The following is a 19,964-nucleotide window of genomic DNA, read 5'->3' as shown; positions in this document are numbered from 1 at the left end:
CCCGGGCCGTCGCGACCCGCGCCTCGGCGGCCGCGAAGCCGGCGGCGAGGGGGCCGTCCTCGCCGACCGGGGCCCGGGAGGTGACGAGGAGTTCGAGGAGCGCCTCCTTGACCTCCGCGCGGGCCTGGGTGACCAGGGCGGTGGCGGCCCGGAGCCGGTCGGCGAAGTCCGCGGACGGGTCCGGGGCGGCACCGGCGGCGGGGGCCGTACCGGCGGCCGGCACCCGCACGGCCGCCGCCTCGGCAGCGGCCGACACCGCCAGGTCGTACGCGCGTTCCGCCTCGGCGTACTCCCTGCGGGCAACCTGCTCCGCGTCCCTGCGCCCTCTGCGGGCCCGCGACCGGACCAAGATCGCCTTCGCGACGGCCTCCCGCAGCTCGGGGATCTCGCGGCGCAGCGCCAGGTACTCCGCGTCCGCCTCCGTCCACGTCGTGGCCGCCTTCGTGACCTGGTCCCAGGCTTCGCCGACCCGGGTGGGGAAGTTGGTGTCGGTGATCAGACCGAGGTTCCGGGCCACGTCCTCGCGGATCCACGCGACGACCAGGGTCTCGGCCTCGACGGCGCCGCCCTCGGGCTTGCGGCCGAGGCTGCCGCCCAGGTGGTCGCGGACCCAGGTGGCGACGGTGCCGTCCTTGAACTGCCGGTCCACCTCGGCGACGGCCAGCCACGTGGTCGGGACGGCGAACAGGAAGGCCCGGCTCCGCGCCGGCTTGATGTTCTCCTGGTACGCGACCTCCTGGCCCACCGCCTGGCCGTCGTCGTCGGCGGTGTCGGCGCCGGTGCCGCTGACGACCGGGTTGGCCGCGCCGATGGCGTCCGACCGCAGGATGGGCGTGCCGCCGATGAGGGTGTCCTGGGTGGTGCCCTGCGAACCGTCGGAGGCCGTGCTGAACACGTACTGCTCGGGCGCCTCCAGCCCCGTGTCGTCGGCGACCGCGAGCAGGGTGGCCGCGGTGAGGTCGGGGCGGGTGTAGAGGACGAGGGCGGCGGAGGAGCGGTCGGTGAGGGTGTTCTCGGTGAGGCCGTCGGTACGGTAGCCGCCCCACTCGGGGGAGGTCTCGTGGAAGAACGCGCTGAGCGGCCCCGGCCCCGACCCGTCCTCCAGCGTCTGGGCGGCGGCGGTGCCCTCGGCGGTGAGGGGGGTGCGCATGGCCTGGACGAGTGTCTGTTCCAGCTGGTCGCCGGTCAGGGCGCCGTCCGCGCTGCCCAGGCGCTTGTCGTACGCCTTGGCGAGCGCGACGGTGGAGGCGGCGCGGACGCGGTCGTCGCCGATGACGTCGCGGACGTGGATGCCGTTTGCCGGTAGCTGGAAGGGGCGGGTTGTGCCGTCCGGGTGGGGGATGGCGGCCCAGGCGGTGATGGCGGCGGCGGGGTCCTGGGTTCGCAGGGGGTTGGCTTCGCCGGTGAGGACGGTGAGGCGGGGGGTGGGGAGGGTGGGTTCCGGGGGGCGGAGGGGGTCGGGGGCGGGGGCCGTGTCCGTGCCGGCGTCCGTGCCGGTGCCGGTGTCCGTACCTGTACCCGTACCCGTGCTCGGCAGGGTGCCGGGGCGGATCAGGCTCACCGGGACGAAGTCGGTGATCGAGCCGATCTCCTCCTCCACGAGGAGGCGGTGGCGGGGGTTCGGTATTTCAGCCTGCCCGGCGTTTGAGGGCACGCCCGAAGGGCGTACCGGGGTCTGGGGCGGAGCCCCGGTGTCGGGAAGGGGCGGGGTGGGGAACAAGCCCGCCGCAGGCGCCTCCCCCCGCTTCGTCCCCAGCTCCAGCGTCACCCGCAACCGGTACCGCGTCCGGAACTCCGCGTGCGGCCCCTTGGAGACGGCCTTCCAGTTCTTCGCATGGGTCGCGGACTGCTCCGAGGACACGTGCTGCCGGGTCGAGCCGGTCTCCTTGAACGACGGCCCGGCGGCGGGCGCGACGGCGTTCCCGGTGTGGAGGTTCTCGGTGACGAGGGTGCCGATGTCGCTCCCCCGGGTCTGGCTGACGCCGGTGGTGAGGACGGTGGTGGCGACCCGACCGTCCTCGGTCTCGGTGCCCGGCCACAGGCCGACGAACTCCTGGCCGACCTCGTCCGGCACCAGCTCCGCGCGGACCCGCACCGAGCGGCCCCCGATCCGGATGGTGCGCCAGCCGGGGCCGCCGACGCGGACGGGCAACGAGGCGCCGGAGCCCGCGAGCTCGCGGCGCAGCGCCCGGGTGATCCGGCCCGACAGCAGGTGCTGGACGCTCTCCCGGCCCGGGTCGTCGATGCCCAGGTCCCGGAGTTGGCGGTCGATGCCGGCCAACACCTTGGAGGCGTCGAGGGTGTTGACCGGATACGCGGCGAACGGCCGGGAGCGGAACCAGTCGTGCTGGCGCCACGGGAGACGGTCGTACTCGGGTCCGGGGCCCAGGTGGTCCTTGAGCAGGCCCAGCCGGTGCGCGACGCGCTCGGGCAGGTAGCCCAGCCAGCCGCCCGGCACCGACTGCCGCCGGCCGGCGGTGCCGTAGGGCACGCCCGGCACATAGCGGCCGAGCGACCGCAGCAGGCCCGTGGTCCGTACCGACGCGGCGACTTCGTGCGCCGCGTCGCCGGACGTCAGTACGTGCATGCCGCCGATCACCAGGCCCAGGCCCGAGGTGACCGAGCGGGTGGTGGTGATGGTCCGGCCCCGGCCGCGCTTCCAGGGCCGCAGCACGAAGCCGTACGTGCCCACGCTCGCCTCGGGGTGCGAGTGGCCGTACAGGAAGGTGCCGCCGACCTGCTTGAAGTGCGTCCTGACCGACGAACCGCCCGCCTGAGTCGACGACTTGACCGTGTTGGTGGTCGCCACCGGCACCGGACGGCCCAGTGCGTGCAGCCCGGTGACCCGCACCTGGTGGACGACGGTCGCCAGCCAGTCGACGTACGGGCCCTTGCCCCACAGGCCGGTCACCCGGGAGCCCATCGGGCCCGAGGCCTGGTCGAACTCGGCGGCCAGGTACTGCGGCCGGTGGGGGCGTACGGAGGCTTCGTGGGCGGGCGCCCCCTGCTGGGTCAACTGCCAGGCGCCCTTGGGGTTCTCGCGGCCCAGCAGCCGGTCGCCGAAGCCCTTGGAGGCGTCCCGCAGCGCCTGGTCCACCAGGCCGGGGGTGCCCCCGGTGGCCAGCACGGCGAGGGTCTCGTGGGGCTGGTCGTGCAGCAGGCCAGGGGACCGGTCCGGGTGGGTGGGCGGCTGCCCCGGTTCCCGGTCCTCGTCTTCCCGGTCCTCGTCGGTGAGCAGGCCGGTGGTGAGCCGCCGGGCCCTGGCCGGATCCAGCACGGTGGTCTCGGCCGGTTCGGTGGGCCGGTACGGGTTGACGGCCCCGTCGGCGTGCGGGTCGCGGTCCGGGATCTCGGCGTCGGAGACGCTGAGCAGCACCCGTCCGGTGATCGGGTCGCCGGCCGTGCCGCCGATCAGGTCGACGGTGGGCTGCGGCCAGAACCCGAACAGTTCGGTGCCCAGCAGACCGAGCGTGACGATGCCCCGGAGGAGCCCCCGGAACCGCCAGTAGCCGCTGGAGCTGACGGTCAGCCGCAGGTCGTAGGAGAAGAGGTGTGAGGGCGCCGGGCGGGCGTGCTCGATCTCGTACGAAGCGGTCATCCCGTACGCGGTGTTGTCCTGGCGCTGCTTCCCCGCCTGGAAACCGGCCTGCGTGGTGACCGCGTTGGCCGGGCGGCCCTCGCTGTCGGTGGCCGTGTTGCGGGAGGAGAGGGTGAACTCGAAGCCGGCCTCGGCGGTCTGGGTTGCCTGCCGGGAGCCGTCCGCCCTGCTGGTGCCGATGACGGTGTGGGTGAGGCCGAGGTCGTTCTGGGTGCCCTCGTAGCGGCGGTCGGTCAGTGCCACGTCCAGCCGGATGTGGCGGTACGTGTGGGTGAACCGGCCCGGCTCCAGCAGGGCCAGGTCGAGACTCTGCGGGACGGCCTCCTTGAGGTTGCCGGCCAGCGTGTGGTGGGTGAGGGCGTTGATCACGGTGGTGGTGTTCTGCAGGACGGCGTTGTAGACGGCGATGCTGCGGAACTTCTTCGGGTCGCCGAGGTCGGGGAGCCGGGCCACCATGGTCGGGTACTTGGCGGCGAGCACGGTGAGGACCCGGTCGGTGGCGGCGTCCAGGAAGGTGACTTCCGGGGCGGGGGCGGGGGTGGGAGCGGGCGGGTCGGTGGTGAACAGGACGGCGAGGTTGGCCGGGTCGGGCGCGTCGGGGTCGGCGGGGTCGGCGGGGTCGGTGGTGGGCGCCGTGGTCGTGGGCGTTTGGGGCGCGGGGGCGGTGGTCGTGGACGGTGCGGGCGGGGCGGGCCGGTCGGTGGTCGCGGCCGTGGTGTCCGTCGTCCCCGCCGTCGTCCCAGCCGTGGTCTCGGCCGTCGTCCCAGCCGTGGTCTCGGCCGTCGTCCCCGCCGTCGTCCCCGCCACCGCCACCGGGTTGGTGTAACGCCCGTCCGCGTGGAGGAACTGCTCCACCCGGCTCCCCCCGAGCGTCGGCGGGTTGTCCTGGGTCAGGAAGGCCGGGGCGTACGGCTCCGCGCCGCTCGCCCCGCGCAGGGCGGTCCCGTCGTCCCAGCCGGCCAGCCGCCGGGCCTCGGTGACCGTCATCCGGTCCAGGCTCCACGTCACGAACCGCGTCGGCTCGGGGTCACCCGTCTTCTGCACGTAGACGATCTTCTCGACCTTGTACTCGACGGTGGGCACCTCCTTCGCGGCGCCCATCGACTTGTCGGCGGCCGAGCCGCCGGTCATCGTGGTGCGCCCCGAGGTGTGCCCGTAACGGGCGGTGGGGCCGAACTGGGCCCGCAGCCGGGCCGACTCCCAGCCGAAGAGGTCGCCGAGCCAGGCCAGCGGGTTGCCGGTGATCGAGGGGCCGAGGGCGAAGACCACCTCCTTGAACCACGCCTTGGTCTGCTTGCGCTCGTTCTTGATCGTCGTCTGGCCTATGTCCCAGATGGCGGCCCGGTCGCTCTCCTTCGCGGGTACGGCCCTGCCGGGCTCGACCCGGATGGTGAAGGCGCCCAGCGGGGTGCGGTGCCTGTCGTCGGCGTACAGCGGCTCGCTCACCACCATGGACCTGCTCGTCCGCCCCGACATCCGCTTCATGGACTCCGGGGTGAAGAGCTTGTCGAGTGCGGTGTGCGCGGTGGATTCCGGCACGACGCCGAGCCGGTCCACCGCCCAGGCGTGGATGTCCTCGACGGAGGCGTAGCCCTCGGTACGGACGAGGCGGTAGTCCGAGCCGGGCCCCAGCCGCATCTCGGCGGGGGCCCGCAGCGGGGGCTTGGTCCACTCGCTGGTCAGGCTGTCCGGCAGGCGCAGCGCGAGACCCTTGCGCACCCCGAACCCGGAGGTGTACTCGGCGAGTCGCTCCAGCGCGGGCCGGGCCCGCCAACGGGTGCCGAGGACACCCGGGCGGGCCGGGATCTCGTGCTCGTTGTCGGCGACCCGGATGTCGAAGTACACGTCGTCCAGGTGCAGATGGGAGCCGTCGGCGTGCCGCGTCTCGGCCTGGCTCGTCACCTGGTCGTGGGCCACGAAGACGACACCCCGGTGCCGGCCGACCCGCCCGGTGCCCCGGCCGAACGGGGCGACCGGCCAGGACGGCGGGCCGAGCGGGATGCCGGGGCCGAGCAGCCGCGTCTCGGCGACCACTTCGGCGGTGCCGGTGGTGGAGACGAGGCGGTGCGCGCTGTCGACCTTGACCGCGTTGGCCGCGCCCGCCGCGTTCTCGCCGTCCGAGAACCGCTCCCAGTCCGCGTACGTGCGGGCCTTGACGTACAGGATGCGGACCCGGCCCGACTCTGTGGTGTACGTGAAGCGGTGGCCCTCGCGCTGGAAGAAGGGCCGGGGGTCGGACCTCAGCGCCTGGCGCAGCCGCTCGTCCAGCGTGCCGGCCGGTGCCCCGGGGCGGGGTCTGCGCTTCCGTACGGGCTGCTGGGTGGGCCGGGTCTCCGGGGACCCGTCCAGCCGGGCGAGGATGGTGTCCGCCGTCTGCCCGGTGCCGCGCAGGACGGCGCTCTCCGAGCCGATGACGAACTGTTCGGGTTCGGGGTCGGGGCCGAGGTCGGTGAGGGCGTCGGTGAGGGCCTCCGCGTCGGTGCCGGTGCCGGTTCCGGCGGGCAGCGGCAGCACGTCCTCCAGGTCGACGGGCAGCGGCAGCAGCCCGTCCAGGTAGCCGGGCAGCCGGCTCCCGTCGCTGAAGACGCTCGGCCCGTGCCCCGTACCCGGCGGCAGCATCCCGAGATCCACCCGGGCCGGGCGGCGGGCCTCCAGCTCCTCGTCGATCCGGTTGCCGGGGGCTTCGGGCACGGTCCGGGCCGCGGGCGCGGCGGGGTCGCCGTCCTCCGCCGGGGGAGTGACGGTCAGCATGGGTACGGGTACGGGCAGGGGCTCCGTCTCGGTACGGACCGGCGCCACCGGCGGTTCCGGCTGCACCGGCGGTTCCGGCGCCACCGGCGGTTCCGCCGTCTCGGCAGCGGGCGGCGGCACGGTCCGCACCGGCGGTTCCGTCGTCTCCGTACGGGCGGGTGGCACCGGCGTCTCCGTACCGGCCGGCGCCGGCAGTCCCGCCGAAGGGGGCGCGTACGTACGCGCCCGCCCCGGTGTGCTGCCGCCGGACAGCGTGACCGGAGTCGACGGGGCGCTTGTCGGGGCAGCCGTCGGGGCGTGGGTAGGGGCCGGGTGATGGCTGCGGTAGTGCCAGGGGCCGGCGCCCGGCGCCGTCATGTCGATGATCACCGGACGGGTGTCGGCCGGGCCGTCCGGGCGGGTCCAGGTGACGTCGCCGTCGGTGTAGGGAATCGGCCGTCCGAGGCTGTGCAGCAGCTTGCCGGGCAGCTCCGGGTTGAGGAGGCCGACCTTGTCCATCGCCAGGACCAGCGGCACCGTCAGTTCATGGGAGAACACTTCGGGGTCGCGGGTGAGCACTTGGACGAGTTCGTCCTCGTGGATCGTGAACGAGGGGCCGTTCGGGGCGCTCGGGTCGCGCAGCCGCACCAGTCCGTTGCCCAGGGCCTCCCCGGTGACGACCAGCGGGAGGGGGCTCGTCTCGGTCTGCCACGGTGCCCAGTCGATGTCGGTGTCCGAGATCCTGACCACGCCGGCGTCGATCCCGTTGGGGAACGGCGTGCCGGCGAAGTTCCGCCCGCCCGCCACCTGGTCCGTGGCGGGGATCCGGGTGCCGTCGTCCAGGAACCCGTTGTTCTCGAAGGAGGCGGCTGCCAGCGCGTCGACGCTGCCCGCGTTGTGCCCGGTGGCGATGGCCCTGGCCACCAGCGACCGGGCCTCGGCGGACCGCGCCGGATCCGGCTGTGCGGGGCCGGCCTGTGCGGGGGTGGGCTGCGGGTGCAGGATCCGGGCCTCGAAGGCGGCCCGGTCGGCCCCGTCGGCGTGGAAGGCGTACACCTCCTCGGTCACGACCTGGACCCAGAAGTACTTGGACCGGTGGATGCTGTCCACCTCGGTCGACGGGTCGAGGCCCAGCACCCTGCGGATGTCGTCGTCCGACGTGCCGGACGGGCCCGTCCGCCCGGCGACCGCCATCACCTCCGGCAGGTCCACGAACGCCGAGAGGGCCGTGCCCCTGGAGTGCCAGGCCTGCGCCGCCGCGTGCAGTGCCCCCTCGATGTCCTGTGGCGTCGTGGGGCCGGGAGGGGCGCCCGGCGCGGTGTTGTACGCGGAGGTGACCCGGTACAGCAGGTCCAGCGTGAAGTGCGGGGCGGCCTGTGACAGGACGGGGTCCGCGCGCCGCATCAGTTCCAGGGCGCCGATCGACGCCAGCAGGGCCGGGAAAGGGGGGCGCAGGTACACGTCGTCGCCGAAGACCTCGCGCAGGGCCCACTCCAGCCGGAGCGCTTCCGCCCGGTCGGCGTCGGAGACCGGCTTCGTGCCCCGGTGCAGCCCCGCCGCCCGGGCCCGGGCGTCCAGCTCCGCCGCTGTCGGCTCCGGGTGGCGCTCCCGTACTCTGCCCGGCCCACCCTCCACATCGGTGTACAGCACGACAAGGGGCCCCCATCCGGACATGATGGTGGCAGTTGTCCGGTCGCCACCGGTGGGAATCCTCAGGCGGGACTTGTTCGCCAGGATCTGCGCGTTGGAGAGGTCCGCCAGCGGGTCGAGGGCGAACGGCGGGGGCGCGGCGTCCTGGAACCAGTCGTCGGGCAGGTCGGAGACGGCGTCGCCGAAGCAGGGAGCGAAGTTCAGCCTGCGGGGCGGCAGGCCCCTGCGTACGTCTTCCCGGCTCTTCTCCATGAGCCGGCGCACGCTGTTCCGCCGACGCAGCGCGTTGGCGTACTCCTCCATGGGAACGGTGATGGTGCTGCCGCCGACAAGGGGCACGTCGACCTTGTGCGGACGGCCGTGCGCGAAGAGGTCGTAGTCCGCGTTCGGGACCGACTCGGGCCCGTCCACGATCAGCCCGGTCGCCGGGTTGTAGTGCCATATCTCCCTGTCCTTCGGGAGGTTGCGCTGGTCGTCGGCGCGCTTGTGGGCCAGTTCCTCGGTGTGGTGGAACGACGACCGGCCGTTCCGCTGGTGGTCGGCGTCGACGACGGCGCGGGTGCGCCACAGGGATTCCCACCAGTACGGCGGGTCGGTGGGGTCCGGGGCGCGGTAGTCGGTCGGCAGGCTGCGCACCCAGTCGCCCAGCGGGTTGTCGGGCTGCGCCTGCCCGGTCAGGTACTGGTGGCCGGTGTCCGGATCGGTCCTCGGCGCGAGGTCGGCGCTGTACGACAACACCGTCCGTTGCGTGCGCCAGGACAGCAGTTCGGCCGCCTTCAGGTCCAGGTCGCCGGAGCCGGGCCAGGCCAGCGCGATCTTCCGGCCGGCGGGCAGCTTCTCCGCCTCGACGACGAGGTACTCGACGATCTCGTCGAGCGGCATGGTCCGCCGGCCGCCGCCGGGCCAGGGCACCTGGACGCTCCTGTCGTCACCGAGATCGCCCAGCACCAGCAAGGGCGTGTCCGTCCACGGAGCGCGGGTGTAGGTGACCTGGCCGTCGAGCTTCCTGCCCGCCACCAGGGTGGTGTCGATGTCGCCGGAGAAGAGGCTCCAGTTCACGGCGCGCCCGGTGTCGTCGTTGACCGTGACGGTGGGGCCGCCGGCGCCGGCGGTACGGAAGTGGTGGGCGCCCAGCGCGGCGAGGCTGCCGGCGCGCTTCTCGGCGACGGCGTCCCGTACGAGGGCGGTCAGTTCGGCCCGTACGGCGTTGTCCACCTCGGCGTCGGCGGGCAGGTGCAGCACCTGGCGGGCCACGGCGTCCAGGGCGTCCTGGTTCAGAGGGGTCCGGCCGCGTACCGGGTCCTGGGACCAGAGCCGGTCCAGCACCTGCTGCACGTCGTCGTCCAGCGCGGGGACGGGTGCCGGGGCCGGGGCGGGAGCCGGGGCCGACGCCGGCGGCGGGGTGCGCGGCGTCCGCGTGGCCGGTGCCGGCGCGTTCGTTATGGGGTTGACCCGTGTCGCCCCGGTCAGGATCCGGCTCAGGGTGTTCGGGCCGGACGAATTCCCGGACGGGCCCGGTGAGCTGTAGGCCCGGAAGGTCATGGCGGAGCCACGTGCCGCTCCGGGTTGGAGGATTTCCCAGGTGCCGGCCGCGAGCGCCGTGGTGTCAATTTTGGGCGGTTCATCCTTCTTGTCGCGCTTCAGGGCGAAGGGGCCCTTCGTGAACACGATTTCCCGGCCCAGCTTCTTCATCAGCTTGGGTGGCAGGTCCGGGTTGAGCAGGCCGACCTGTGATATGCCCAGGACCAGCCCCACGTGCAGCGGCTTGTTGTAGATCTCGGGGTCACGGGCCAGCAGTTCGACGTACTCGTCCTCGGTGATGGTGTACATGGGTCCGCCGGGCGGGCCTACCCGCAGCATGCCATTGCCGAGGGCCACCGCGGTGGCCAGCAGCGGTGTTGCCTCCTGCCACGGCGTGTCCACGACCGAAGGGGTCGGGTCCCCGGGGGTGGTGGACGGCACCAGCCACTTTCCCATGTTCACCTCGCGGGCCAGGTCCAGCCCGCCGAGGTTGCGGCCACCCAGCGTGCCCACACCGGTGATCCGGGTGTCCGTCCCGAGCAGGCCCTCGAACTGAAGGTGGGCGGCGGCGAGTGCGTTGACGTCGGACGCGTTCCACCCGGTGGCCAGGGCCCTGGCCACCGTCAGGCGTGCGGCCTCGGACTGCTGGGGGTCGGGCTGCGCGAGGTGCAGGATCCGGGCCTCGAAGGCGTCCCGGTCGGGCTGGGCGTCGTACACATCCTGGGTCCGGACCTGGGTCCAGAAGTAGTCCGAGAGTTGCTGGCTCGTGGGCTTGGAGGAAGTGTTGGGATCCAGGCCCAGCACCGACCGGACCTGGTCGTCGGCGGGGTTGCCGTACTGCCGTGCGACCTGCAGTACATGGGGCAGGGCAACGACGTCGGAGAGTTTGAGAGCCGGTGCCGGTGCCGGTGCCGGTGCCGGTGCCGAGGCCGAGGCCGAGGCCGGTGCCGAGGCCGAGTAACGGTGGACAGTGAGCACCCGGAGCAAGGTGTCCGCGTAGTCATCCGGCTTCAGGGCGGACGGTGCGGTTTTGAGCTGGAAGGTCTGGTCGGCGTGTACGACCCGTTCCAGCAGCCCCATGGTGAAGTGCGGGACGGCCGTGGACAGCGCCGGGTCCGCCCGCCGCGCCAGCTCCAGGGCGCCGATCGCCGCCAGCAGCGTCGGATAGTGGGAGAGGGTGTCCACCTCCTCGCCGAAGACTTCGCGCAGCGCCCGCACCAGGCGCAGCGTGGCGTCCAGGTCGGTGTCGAGGACCGGGTCGGGCCCGGTGTGCAGGCCGGCCGTCCGGGCGCGTTCGGCGAGTTCGGGGGGTAGCGGCTCCGGCCAGCGGGTTTCCACCTGTGCCGGCCGGCCCTGCACATCGGTCGCCATACCGTGGGCGTAGCCGCCGGTGTCGGGGTCGGTGACATTGAGGCTGATCCGGGTGCCGTTGGACTTGACGATCATGCGGGTCAGGTTCGCCACGTGCTTGGTGGGGGAGATGGTCGCCAACCGGTCGAGGACGAACGTGTCGGGGGCGGCGGCGCCCCACACCACACCCTTGGGCAGGTTCGTGGCCGCGTCGCCGAAGCAGGGCCCGAAAAACAGCGTCTTCGGGCGTTTGCCCTGGGCGACCGCTTCTTCGCTGGCCTTGGTGAGGTTGCGCACGCTGTGCCGTCGGGACAGGCCCCTGGCGAAACTCTCCGCTGACACGGCGGCGAAGCTGCCGTCGAGCAGCGCCACATCGACGCTGCCGGGGGTGCTGTGGCTGTAGAAGTAGTAGTCCGCGTCCGGCAGGAAGCTTGACGCGAACACCAACTGCTCCGTCACGGGGTGCCAGTGGTATATCCCCGTGTAGTACGGCAGTTGGCGCAGATCCTCGTACCTGCTGTCCAGGCCGGGTTCGTTCGGGGTGAGGGACGATGTGCCGATGTTCTGGTGGTCGGGGGTGACGATGGCGCGGGTCGCCCACTGGGCTTCCCACCACTCGGGCTGGTCGGCCGGGTCGGGGTCGTTGAGTTCGTCGGGGTGGACGGGCAGCCAGTCGCCGATGGGCTGTCCGGGTTCGCCGGCGCTGGTCAGGACGCGGGGGCCGGTCGGCCCGGTGGTGGCCGCGGGATTGCCCTGACCGTTGCCGGCCGGTGGGGCGTCGGCTGTCACGGGGCCGGTGTTGACCCAGACGGTCATGCCGGTCCGGTGTGCGGCCAGGCGTGCCATGCGGAGTCCGCCATTGCCGGATCCGGGCCAGGCCAGCAGGATCTTCGTGCCGACGGGCAGGCTTTCCGCTTCCACGGCGAGGTATTCGACGATCTCCAGCATGTGCATCGTGCGGTGGCCGCCGCCGGGCCACGGCACCTGGACATGTTCGGGTCCGCCCTCGTCCGACGCCAGCGTGAGCGGAACGCCCTTCCAAGGAGCGTCCGTCACCGTGGCGGGCCGTCCCGGCGGCCGCTGCTCTATCCGCGTGACGTCGAGGTCGAGGTCGGGCAGCGAGGTCCAGTTGTGGCCCGGTGCCTCGGTGCCGTTGAGCTTGAGGGGCCGGCTGGCTGCGGCGGTACGGAAGTGGTGGGCGCCCAGCGCGGGAAAGCTGGTGTCCAGGCCCTTCTCCGCCGCGTCCCGTACCAGGGCGGTCAGTTCGGCCCGGACGGCGTTGTCCACCGGGGTGCCGGCGGGCAGGTGCAGGACCTTGCGGGCCACGGTGTCCTGGTTCAGGGGGCGCTGACCCTGTACCGGGTCCTGGGACCAGAGCCGGTCCAGGACGGTGCGGACGTCGGCGTCGAGGCCGGGGCTCGCGTCCCCGGCGTCCGAGCCCGAGCCCGAGCCCGAGTCCAGGTCCAGGGCCGGGGCCAGGTCCGGGGCCGGGCTCCCGGCATCCGGCGTCCGCGTGCCGGCGGTCTCCCCGGTAGGGGTCGCCCAGGTCAGGGGCCGGCTCAGGTCGTTCGGGTTGGACGGCATGGACGAGCTGAAGGAAGAGATGCTGTCCGGCGCGTCCGCCGGGCGGTTCTTCGGGCGGCTCTCCGGCCCGGTGGTGGTTGTGGTGGAAGCGGTCGGCCCGGCGGCGGCCGGGGTGGCCGGTGCCGGCGCCGGGGCTGCCGCCGGGGGCCGGTAGTCGGCCGGCAGGCTGCGCACCCAGTCGCCCAGCGGCCTGCCGGGCCCTTCCAGCCCGGTCAGGTAGCGCCGGCCGGTGTCCGGGTCGGTCGTCGGGGCGAGGTCGGCGGTGTACGACCACACCTCCCGGTCCGTGCGCCAGGACAGCAGCTCGGCCGCTTGCAGGGCCAGGTCGCCGGAGCCGGGCCAGGCCAGCACGATCGACCGGTCGGCGGGCAGCTTCTCCGCCTCCGCGACGAGGTACTCGACGACCTCCTCGAAGGGCATGTTCTGCCGGCCGCGGCCGGGCCAGGGCACCTGGACGCCCCGGGAGTCGGCGAGGTCGCCCAGTGCCACCAGGGGTGTGTCTGTCCAGGGGGCGCGGAAGTAGGTGGCCCGGCCGTCGAGCGGCTTGCTGCCCACCGTGTAGGTGGCGAGGTCGCCGGTGGCGGAGCCGAGGTTCACACCGGTCCCGTGGCCGTTGTCGAGCGACAGGCTGGAGACGGCTCCGGCGGTACGGACGTGGTGGGCGCCCAGCGCGGCGAGGTTGCCGGCGCGGCCCTGGGCGACGGCGTCCCGTACGAGGGCGGTCAGTTCGGCCCGTACGGTGTTGTCGACCGGGGCGTCGGCGGGCAGGTGCAGCACCTGGCGGGCCGCGGCGGCCAGGTCCAGGGGGCCTCGGCCGCGTGCCGGGTCCAGGGACCAGAGATAGGCCAGCAGATCCCGTACGGGGTCGGAGACCGGTGCCGGGGCCAGGACCGGTGCCGGGCGTGCGCTCCGGCGCCGGGAGCCCCGTGCCGGTGCGGGCGTCATGGGGCCGGGCAGACCGGGTGCGGGCGTGGGCGGTGCGGTGCCGAGCGGGGCGGGCAGGGCCAGGGTCGCCCTGGGCGGTGCGGGGGCGGTCGTGGTGGACTCGGCGGGTGTCGCCCCGGCCAGGATCCGGGACAGGGTGTTCGGGCCGGACGGGCCGGGTGCGCCGGATGGGGCCGCCGTGCCGGGGGGAGTGACAGTCCTGACCGGGTGGTCCGACCCGGTCTTCGGGTCCAGCTGATGCCAGGCTTCGGCGGTCTCCGGGGTGGTGTCGATCCGGAACGGGGCGTCCGGTCCGTCGTGAGTCAGGCCGAACGGGCCTCTGGTGAACCAGATCTCGCGGCCCAGCCCGCGCAGCACCTTCCCCGGCAGCGCGGGGTTGAGCGTGCCGACCTCCGAGATCCCCAGCACCAGGGGAACGTCCAGCCCCTCGCCGTAGATCTCGGGGTCGCGGGCCAGCAGTTCGACGTACTCCTCCTCGGACACCCCGTACCAGGGCCCGCCCGGCTGCCGGATCCGCAGCCGCCCGTTGCCCAGGGCCTCCGCGGTGGCCAGCAGCGCCGACCCCCACGGCGTGTCCATGAGGGTGGGCGCGGGGGATCCGGGGGTGGTGGACGGCACCAGCCACTGGTCCAGGTCGACCTCGCGGGCCTGGTCCGGCGGCCCGGCGTGGTCCCGGCCGCCCGCCGTGCCCTCGCCGGTGATCAGGGTGCTGTCCTCGAGCAGGCCCTCGAACTCCAGCTGGGCGGCGGCGAGCGCGTCGATGTCGTACGGGTCACGGCCGGCGGCCAGGGCCTTGGCCACCGCCCAGCGTGCGCGGGCGGATGCGGACGGGTCGGGTTGTGCGAGGTGCAGGACGCGGGCCTCGAAGGCGGGCACGTCCGGCTGGCGTTCGTACACCTCCTCGGTCCGGACCTGGGTCCAGAAGTACTTTGAGCGCTGGGTGCTCGACAGCGCGGGGGCACCGCTCGGATCCATGCTCAGCACCGACAGGACACGGCGGTTGCTGGGGCTGCCGAGCTGCCGCGCGACCTGCATGACCAGGGGCATGGGCGCGAAGGTGGAGAGCACCGGAGCCGGTGGGGGAGCGAGTCCCGCCGCCGCCGCTGCCGCCGCGTCCGCTGCTGCCTGCTGCCGGGTGGCGAGGGCACGCGTCAGGGCGTGCCTGAAGTCCTCCGTCGTCAGGGCGGACGGCGCGGAACCCGTCCGGACCTGGTGGTCGGCGCGCACGACCCGTTCCAGCAGCTCCATGGTGAAGTGCGGGGCGACCCGGGACAGGCCGAGGTCCGCGCGCCGCAGCAGTTCCAGGGCACCGATCTCGGCCAACAGGGTCGGATATCCGGCGTGGGTGTCGATGTCCTGTCCGAAGACCTCGCGCAGCGCCCGGACCAGGCGCAGCGCGGCGTCCCGGTTCTCACGGGAGACCTTGCCGGGGTCGGTGTGCAGACCGGCGGTCCGGGCCCGGTCGGCGAGTTCGGCGGTCTTCGGCTCGGGCCAGCGCTTCTCCCGCCGCCCCGGCCGGCCCCGCACATCGGTCAGCAGGCCGTGCAGGTAGTCGTCGCCGATCTGCACGGTCGTGGTGGGCCGGTTGCCGACGGAGTCCATGATCAGGCGGGTCCGGTTCGCCGCGTGCTGGGTCGGGGAGACGGTCTCCAGCCGGTCGAGGACGAACGGCTCGGGAGCGGCGTCCCCGGACACCTCCTGGGGCAGGTCCGAGGCGGCGTCGGAGTAGCAGGGCCCGATGAACATCTCCAGCGGCGTTTCGCCCCGGCCGACTCGTTCTTCGCTCTCCCTGGTGAGTTCTCGCACGCTGGGCCGCCGGGACAGGGCCCCGGCAAAGCTCTTCGCGGGCACGGTGATGACGCTGCCGTCGTCCAGCACCACGTCCATGCCCTCGGGGCTGCCGTGACCGTCGTAGAAGTACCTCGCCTTCGACGGGGGGCTCAGCCGGCCGACGACGCGGTCGGTCACGGGGTTGACGTGGAACGTCCCCTTGAAGTCCTGCAGATGGCGGTAGTGGCTGTACCTGTTCTCCAGGCCGGGCTCGTCCGGTGGGAAGGACGTCCGGCCGCCGCGCTTGTGGTCGGTGGAGACGATGGTCCGGGTTGCCCACCTGGCTTCCCACGGCTCGGGTACGTCGTCCGGGTCGGATTCGGAGTCGGAGCCGAGCAGTTCGTCGGAGTCGGCGTCGGAGTCGGCATCGGATTCGGAGTCGGAGTCGAGCAGTTCGTCGGGGTGGACGGGGAACCAGTCGCCGATGGGGTTTCCGGGCTCGCCGAACCCGGTCAGGATGCGGCGTTCGGTGTACCCGGCTGTGGTGCCCGTGCCGGTCGGTGCGGGGCGTGGCGCCAGGGGGCCGGTGTTCACCCAGAGGGTCTTGCCGAGTTGGTGTGCCATCAGGCGTACGGGGTGGAGTCCGCCGTCGCCGGAGTTGGGCCAGGCGAGCAGGATCTCCGTGCTGTCGGGGAGGCCTTCGAGTTCCACGCGGAGGTATTCGGTGACCTCCGCCATGCTCATCGGGCGGGGCTCGCCGCTGGGCCAGGGCACGTTCACACTGTTCGGGCCGCCGGTGGACGCCGCCAGGGTCAGGGGGGTTCCGTTCCACGGAGCCTTGGTCGGCGGGGTGGTCGGTCCTCCCGGCGGGTCGACCACCTGTGTGGTGTCGAGGTCGAGGGTGGGCAGCGAGGTCCAGTTGCGGCCGGGTTCCTCGGTCCCGTTGAGGAAGATCGGCCGCCCGGTGGTGGGGGCTCCGGTGGTACGGACGTGGTGGGCGCCCAGCGCGGCGAGGTTGCGGGCGCGCTTCTCGGCGACGGCGTCCCGTACGAGGGCGGTCAGTTCGGCCCGTACGGCGTCGTCGACCGGGGCGTCGGCGGGCAGGTGGAGCACCTGCCGGGCCACGGTGTCTTCGTCCAGGGGGCCTTGGCCGTGCTCCGGGTCCTGGGACCAGAGCCGGTCCAGGACCGTGCGGACGTCGGCGTCGAGGTCGCTGTTCGAGTCTTCGGCGTCCGAGTTCTCGGCGTCCGACTCCGAGTCCGAGCCCGACTCCAGGTCCGAGTCCGAGTCCACGGTGGGGGTGGCCCCGGCCAGGATGCGGCTCAGGTTGTTCGGGTCCGGCGAGGTGCCGAGGGTGCCGTAGTCGCGGTGGGTGGAGGGGTTGAGGTCGAGGATGCTGTGGGCGGTGGAGGTGGACGGGGTGAAGGGCGGGAGCGGGTCGGTGACGACCTGGCCGGTGGCGTCGAGGATCACGATCCGGGCGTCGGCTGCCGAGAGATCGGGTGGGGTGGTGAGCTGTTCTCCGTCGGGTGCCTGGAGTTCGATCCAGACGGGTTCGGCGCTGCCCTGGTGGTCGGCGCTGAGTGGCCGGTAGGCGGCCCAGGCGTGTCCTTGCTGGTCGCCGGGGCGGCGGGCGAGGATCAGCGCGACCGTGCCGGGGCCCTGCGCGCGTAGAACGTCGAGCACGCGGTCCCAGTGGCCGGCCTGCTGCCACCCGGGGCCGGGGACGAGGCCGGCTTCGGAGGGGTCCTGGCGGAGGTCGGACTCGTCCAGGCTGCGGGCCGGGCGTACGCCCCCGGGGAAGAGGGCGTTGCGGAGCGAGCGCAGCAGCGGCAGGCAGTCCGGCGCGGCCGGGCCCTCCGCACGCGCGGTGGCGACCAGCTGCTTGGCCAGGGCCAGCAGCCCGGCAGCGTCCAACGGGCCGATGCCGGTGGCCGGGCGGTCGGCGGTGCCGCGTGGCTCAAACGCCGGCGAGGCTGGTTCTTCAGCCTGCCCGGCGTTTGAGGGCACGCCCGTAGGGCGTCCGGGGTCCGGGGTCTCCCCGTCACGCGGCGGAGCCGCATAGGTCACTTCGGGAAGGGGCGGGGTGGGGTGCAGGCCCGCCGCAGGCGCCCCGCCCCCCGCATCCGCAGGTGCCGGTACCCGGGTCGTGGGCAGGGGCCCCGACGCGGTGGGAGTGGGCCGCGCGGGGCCCGGTTCGGGTGCCTGGGCCGGGGCGAGGGCGAGCGCCGGGAGGGGGCCGATCGCCCCGGCGACGGCCGCCGGGCTGCGGGGGTCCAGCCCGACGCGCTGGGCGAGCTGGCGGGCTGGCTCGGCGGGCGTCGCGGCGAGGTCCAGGGTGACGTACGGGGCGGCGGTGGCCGGTACGAGGGTGATGTGCAGCAGGTCGCCGTCGGGCAGCTGGATCGCGGGGGTGTGGAACAGCGCGTCCACGCCGTCGACCAGCTCCGACCAGGCCGTTTCCCGTTCGGCGTCGGTCAGGGTGCCGTCGGTGGTCCCGGTGCCGCCGGAGGTGAACGCCACCTCGATGGTCAGGTCCGTGACCGGTCGGCCCTCGAAGACGAAGCGCCGCACCTCGAACGAGGCGGAGCCGTGCTGCTCCGGCGCCACCGCCGAGGGGATGTCCGCCGGGGTGTCGGCGGGGTCGGGTTCGGTGTCGGGCTGCTGCTGCCAGGTGTGGTCGCGCCGCACCGTGTCGGCCTGGGCGCGGGCACTGTCCCAGCCGGGCGGGTGGTGGCCGGCGGTGGCGGAGCTGCTCGGGAGGGTGGCCGGGGTGACGGGGGGTGTGACGGCGGGTGCGGTGGTCGGGGCGTCGGCAAAGGTGTTCTCGACGTCGGACTCGGCCCCGGGCTCGGTCTCGCCGTCGGCCCGGTCCTGCTCGTTGTCGCGCTGCGTCGGGTCGGTCTGGCTGCGGTTGCCCTCCCAACCGGCGGGGTTCTGGCCGGTGGCGGGGCTGTGCGGGGTGGTGGCCGGGGTGGTGGCGGGCGTGGTGCCCGGGGTGACGGCGGGGAGGTCCGCCGGGGTCTCCTCGGTGTCGAACTCGTCCTGCCCGGCGTCGCGTTGTGCCGGGTCGGTCTGGTTGCGGACGCTGTCCCACCCGGTGGGGGTCTGGCCGCTGGTGGGGATGCTGCTCGGGACGGTGGCGGGGGTGACGGCCGGGAGGTCGGCAGGGGTGGTGGTGGGTGTGACGGCCGGGGTGTCGGCCAGGGGCGTGCCAGAGGTGTTGTTGTACCCACCGCTCGACTCGTCCTCGTACGCCTCGACGAACGAGCTCTCCGAGCGGTACGGCGAGATCCCGGAGGACAGGACCGCACGGGAGGCGCCAATGGTGTTCAGGGCCGAGGCGGGCAACCCGCCGGCGGACTGGAGCGGGAGGGAGCTGCCGAAGCCGGACGACGAGGTCCCGTCCGGGAGGACGGAGGACGTGCCCGATCCGCTCGAACGGCCGGTGCTGTCGGTGCCGTCGATACGACCCGTGGACCCGCTGTGCGCCGAACTGCCGCTGCTCGTAGGCACGATGACCGGCGGGGTGGTCACCGGCGGCGTGGACACCGGCGGGGTCGGCAGTGGCGTCTGCACCGGCGGGGTGGTGTCCAGGCCCCCCGTGAAGTTCCCGGAGGCGGGCCCCCCGTCGGTCAGCGGTACCGAGCCGGTGCCGGAACCGGAGCCGGAAACGGGGCGGTTCGCGCCCGTCCCGTCACGGTCGCCGCTCCAGCCGCTGTCCATGTTGTTGCGGAACGTGTTCGCGTCGTTCACCCCGCCCGGCGGGATCTTCGGCGGGAAGAACTTGGCCCGCAGCGCCAGCGCCCCGGCGGCGAGGCCCCCGCCCACCACTGCGCCGATGATCCCGCTGGTCGTGCCGTACAGCACCGTGCCCCAGCTGAAGGTCCACTGGTTCATGAAGATGCCGTTGAAGAGCGTCTCGGCGACCCCCTCGCCAAGGCCCTCGGCCGCGCCGCTGATGCCCACGTCGACCGCCCAGCCGGGCGCGTTCCTGATGTTGAAGTTGCCGTTCGAGTGGCCGCCCGGAGTGGGGAGGTCCACGTCGAACTTGCCGAGGTCGCGCGGCAGGTCGCCCTTGAAGAACTTGGCGCCGACGTTCTTGAAGAAGTTACCCAGCGACCCGAACACGCTGATGACGCCGCCCGCGATGACGCCGAACACGAACGACTTGACGACGTTCATCACGTTGACGCCGGTGACCTGGCGGTCGCCCGTGTTGAGCCATACCTGCATGAGGTTGACCACGAGGGTCATGAAGGCTTCCTGGATGCCCTCGGTGAGGCTGGGCCCGAGGTGGGTGATCCGGGACAGCCGGTCGATGATGATGAGGATCGACAGGGTGGTCCGCGCCCGCAGGATCCAGGCCTGGGTCAGCGACGTCCCGCCGGTGAAGAAGGCCAGCGCCGCCAGCAGCGCCATCTCCGAGATGAACATGATGCACTCGGCGATGATCTCCCACTTGGCCTGCTGGATGTTGCGGGAGATGTCGACCTGGCCGTCGGCGGCGTCGTCGAGGAACTGGGCGAGCATCTCCAGGTAGTCGACGCCCGTCCCGTTGTTGCCGGTGAGCAGCGAGAGCCCCTCGACGTACGGGTCGGCCACGTCCGGGGGGAGGGCCTGGGCGGCCTCCTGCACATGCAGGTTGATCCTGTCCCGGAAGGCGCGGAGCCGCTTGGCAAGGTCGGAGTAGACGACACGGCTGTCGTACGCGAGGTTCTCCCTGGCGGTGATGGGCGTGATGCCCAGCACGTACTTCAGGAGTTCCGCCACCTCGTGCGGAAAGTTGATCTCCTCCATGTCCGACAGCCGTGTC

Annotated in this window: 1 protein-coding gene; it reads right to left on the bottom strand. The window is 73.3% G+C overall.

What is annotated here, in order from left to right; translation table 11 throughout:
- A partial coding sequence (locus ACWCRB_RS33320) for a lonely Cys domain-containing protein (RefSeq protein WP_450999617.1) occupies positions 1-19,948 on the bottom strand: 19,948 nt, incomplete at its 3' end.
- Positions 19,949-19,964: the final 16 nt, after the last annotated feature.

Source organism: Streptomyces sp. NPDC002156, from assembly GCF_053593675.1.
The sequence above is the reverse complement of the archived record's forward strand: the minus strand, read 5'-3'. Positions and strand labels throughout refer to the sequence as shown.